Source organism: uncultured Clostridium sp., assembly GCF_934754925.1.
Taxonomy (GTDB): domain Bacteria; phylum Bacillota; class Clostridia; order Clostridiales; family Clostridiaceae; genus Clostridium.
Genome location: NZ_CAKVJA010000082.1, coordinates 1 through 4,469, shown reverse-complemented (window position 1 = coordinate 4,469; position 4,469 = coordinate 1). Strand labels below are relative to the sequence as shown.

Below are 4,469 nucleotides of genomic sequence, written 5' to 3'. Positions count from 1 at the left end.
TATAATAATATAGTTTACAATAAAAAGAATCTCCAAACAAAGAAGGAGATTCTTTTAGATTATTATTAAATTTAAGTTTATATTTCGTTAGCAGCATTATAAGCAGTTTTTATAGCATTTTCTATGTCAGACGCTTTATCTTTGCAATCGCCTATTTTAACTACTTTTATATTATTTTCTAATAATTTATCAACATCAAATTCGTTAGGTCTTGCACCTATTGCCATAACAACATAATCACAAGGAATTTTAACTTCATTATTATCATTTTCACAAAGTATAGAATCTTTATATATTTCATTTACCTTATGGTTAGTATATATTTTTACATTGTGTTTAGTAAAATTATCCATTAATGTAGGAAGTATAGTATTACTTTCACCTTTAGCTATACTATTATCCATCTCAATTATAGAAACTTTATTTTTAGGTTCACTACATAAGTATTCGGCAACTTCACAGCCTACCATACCTCCGCCGATAACAGCTATATTACCAAATACTTGTTGTTCTCCACTTAATATTTTCCATGAATCGCATACTATCGGATTGTTATATCCATTTATATTTGGTATAACATTACTTGCTCCTACAGCAACTAATACAACATCTGGATTTAAAGTTAATAAATCTTCTTGAGTTACTTTTTTACCAAGTCTTAAATCTACATTTTGAGAACATACTGAATGAGTTAAAAACTTAATAGCTCTTTTAATTTCATTTTTTCTAGGAGGTATGCATGCTAAGTTTAACTGACCTCCTAGAGATGTATTTTCATCAAATAAAATAACATCATGACCTTTTAAACTTGAAACACGAGCTGCTTCAAGGCCTGCAGGTCCTCCTCCTACAACTACAACCTTTTTCTTAGTTATAGCCTTAGTAATTTTTCTAGTTTCCTCATATCCATTCTCAGCATTTAGTACGCAACTTAAAAATTTACGGTTTTGAATATTATCAGTACAGCCTTTGTTACAAGATATACATTGGCGTATATCTTCAATTTTATTATCTTTTGTTTTATTTACCCAATCAGGATCAGCAAGTAAAATTCTACCAAGGCCTATTATATCTACTTTATTAGCTTCTAAAATACTTTCAGCCATTTTAGGATTAAATATTCTACCAACAGTACTAACTGGAATAGTTACTGCCTTTTTTATTTGAGATGCAATATCAACAAAAAATCCATATGGTTGAACACCCATAGGGGGAATAGTATCTGCCATATTGCCAGTATGGTTTGCTTGAGCTACATGAAGCATATCAACACCAGCTTCTTCTAACCATTTAGCAAATATAGGAGCTTCGTTTAAATCTATTCCACCTTTACCTCTTTCAGGTGTAACAACTGAAAACTTATAATCAATAGGCATACCAGGAACAGCTTTTTTTAATGATTTTACAAGTTGTAGTGCAAATCTTGTTCGGTTTTCTAATGTAGCTCCAAATTTATCATTTCTTTTATTTAAAATAGTACTACATAATGAACCTACCAATCTATCTCCATGTACTTGGATTATATCAACTCCGGCTTTTTGAGCACGAATTGCACAATTGCACATTTTATTTATAATATCATTTAGAGAATCTTCGCTAACTTCATTAACAAAGTGTTTCATATCATGATGTAACTTTTCTCTAACAGCTTTCATATCTCCACTAGCAAACAGGCTATTTATAGCATCACAGTCATACTCAGGATGGAAGATTTGAACAGCAACCTTTGCACCATGCTTATGTATTGAATCGCATAATTTCTTGAAACCACTTATTTGACTATCGTCATATAATTTTGGAGTAGGAGAGAAGCTATTAATAGGAGCAACATCACCTATTACAATGTATGAAACACCGCCTTTAGCTAATCTTTCATAAAAACTAATACTTTGAGTAGTTATGCTACCATCTCTACCTTCATATCCAGTAGTTAGAGGAGGAAACATAACTCTATTTTTTAGAGTAATATTTCCTACATTAATTGATTCTAAAAGTTTCATATAAATCACCCCACAAATTTATTTATTACTAACTAATCTACAAAACTTAATAATTGCATCTTCACATTTACTTCTAGCCTCTATACTTGAAAAGTTATGATTTCCACCTTCAATTTGTATATATGTTGTTTTTTGATTTTCGTAACAATTTAAGTACGATTGACAAGTGGCATCGTCAACTAAATTATCCTCAGTACCTCTTATAATTAATACATCTTTGTTATATCCCTTAGAATTTGAAAATGGTTCATAATTGTATAAATCATAATTAAAATCAATATTAAACTTTAAACCTTCCATATTAACATACTGTATAGACTGTTTTTTTAATTCATCAGATCGTTCCCTACATCCATCCCACATACCAGCACCAGGGCACATAAGTATTAATCCAATAGGTTGAATTTTGGGTGCAACACATGAAGCTACATATCCACCCATACTATGTCCAGATAAAATAACGCGGTTAGGTGAAGTTACTTTAGAACTAATTAACCAATTATAAACATCAATAGTATCTTCTATAAGTCCAGTAAAAGTCATTTCTTCAAATTCTCCATCACTTTCACCACAACCATAAAAATCAAATCTAATACATCCAAATCCATTAGACTCAAGAACTCTTGATAAATGAGTATGTGAATATTTATATCCTGACATACTTCCTCCAAATCCATGAAGATTTAATACAATAAAGGGATTTTCAATATTATTAGGAAGATTAAGAATACCTCTTAATGTATTATTTTTTCTATTTTTTATTTCTGTAAATTTAATCATAATTACACTCCTAGTATTAGTTATATTTTAGATATATTTGAATTTTTTCTTTTTATTGTTAATTCTTTTAACATTTCTTGAGTTTTCTTCTTACTTAAAGGATATATAAAAAGTAATGCCAGTACTGCAACCATATATCCTACAGAATAAATTCCTGTATACGCTTTCCAAAGGTTTAAAGAAACTTCTGTAGTTTGAGTAGAAACATGTACGTTATATCCTATAAATGCAAGTATAAAGCTACTTAAACTAGAACTTAAAGCGGAAGCAAGTTTTCTAAAAAATGAATATGTAGAATAAATTATGCTTTCGTTACGAGTTCCAGTTTGTAATTCTTGATAATCTATTGCATCATTTACCATAGCCCAAATAAGAATTTGGAAACCAGAAGCACCTATATAGCAAACTCCATTGATTATTATAAATAAAACAGGATTTTCTATTGGAAATAAAAATAGAACTCCGTAAACAATAGCAGCAAAACCTGCACCATACATACACCATTCTTTTTTTCCAAATTTATGGGCAACAAATTTAGTACCAATAAATGTAATTATTGAATAAACAGTACTTAACATGCCTGATACAGCCATTATCTTTACATTACCGAAATAATCTTTAAATAAATAAGTATTTAGTCCATTAACAACACTAGCCGCTATCATACCAATTAAACTAGCTATAATAACACCTAATAAAGCTTTATTTTTAGAAATACTCTTTAAGATTTTAAAATAATTAAATTTTTCTTTTTCTACATGAGGTAATTCCACACGTTCCTTACACCATACCGATGTAACCTGTAGACAGAAAACGCTTACACAAGCGCAGATAATCGCTAATAGTAAAAAGTTTGAAGGTACAGGTACATTGTCTTTGTATAAAAATAGAGGTCCAATAATAACTATAACAGTCATAAAGATAGTACCACCTAAACTTCTATATCTTGATAAGTCTGTACGGTGATTTACATCATCTGTCATAACGCTTGATAATGATCCAAATGGAACATTTACACAAGTATACATAGCTTCATATAAAACATATGTAATTAAAATATATGCAAGTTTTAATCCATAGTCTAAATTTGATACATTCAAAAATCCAATACACATTAATATTGCACATGGAATTGAAAATGTTTTAATCCAAGGTATGAATTTCTTGCCAGGTTTGGACTTACGAGAATCAATAATTGCACCAATTATAGGGTCATTTATAGCGTCCCAAAATTTAGTTATTAGCATTATTGTACCTACATGAATGGGGTTAACTTTGAGAACCAGTGTATAAAACACTGTTAAAAACATAGCTCTAAATTGCTCCGTACAACAACAACCTAAATCTCCTAGAGTATATCCAACTTTATCTTTCATTGAAAAACTTTGCATAATATACCTCCACAATAATATTAAATATAATTATTACAAATAAAGTTGAGAAAATAATAATATTTATTTGTAATTAAATTGTCTCATATTATAAAATAAAATTATATTCAGAAATTGATATAAAATTATCAAAAGTTGATATGTTAAAAAGGTAGGGGTATATTAATGACATACAAAGATAACTATTATGTAAATAAAATTACTTTTTATAATATAAAAAGTAAGCAAATTAAATCAAATGAGTATTACAAAATATTATTTATATTTGAAGGTAATTGTGAAGTTAAATGGGAATATG

3 protein-coding genes are annotated in these 4,469 nt (G+C 28.8%); all 3 read right to left on the bottom strand.

Going from position 1 to position 4,469, the window contains the following annotated elements; all coding sequences use genetic code 11:
• Window positions 1–77: 77 nt before the first annotated feature.
• The 3 genes from bilR to Q0G30_RS13750 are packed head-to-tail and all read right to left on the bottom strand — an operon-like array spanning window position 78 to window position 4,171.
• Window positions 78–2,000, bottom strand: a complete 1,923-nt coding sequence (gene bilR, locus Q0G30_RS13760; protein ID WP_294391204.1) for a bilirubin reductase, long form — start codon at window positions 1,998–2,000, stop codon at window positions 78–80.
• An 18-nt stretch (window positions 2,001–2,018) separates the two neighbouring features.
• Window positions 2,019–2,780 carry an alpha/beta fold hydrolase gene (locus Q0G30_RS13755; protein WP_294391201.1) on the bottom strand — a complete coding sequence of 254 codons (762 nt, stop codon included), beginning with the start codon at window positions 2,778–2,780 and terminating at the stop codon, window positions 2,019–2,021.
• 20 nt (window positions 2,781–2,800) lie between these two features.
• On the bottom strand, window positions 2,801–4,171 hold the full coding sequence (locus Q0G30_RS13750; protein WP_294391199.1) for a glycoside-pentoside-hexuronide (GPH):cation symporter: 1,371 nt from the start codon (window positions 4,169–4,171) through the stop codon (window positions 2,801–2,803).
• Window positions 4,172–4,469: the final 298 nt, after the last annotated feature.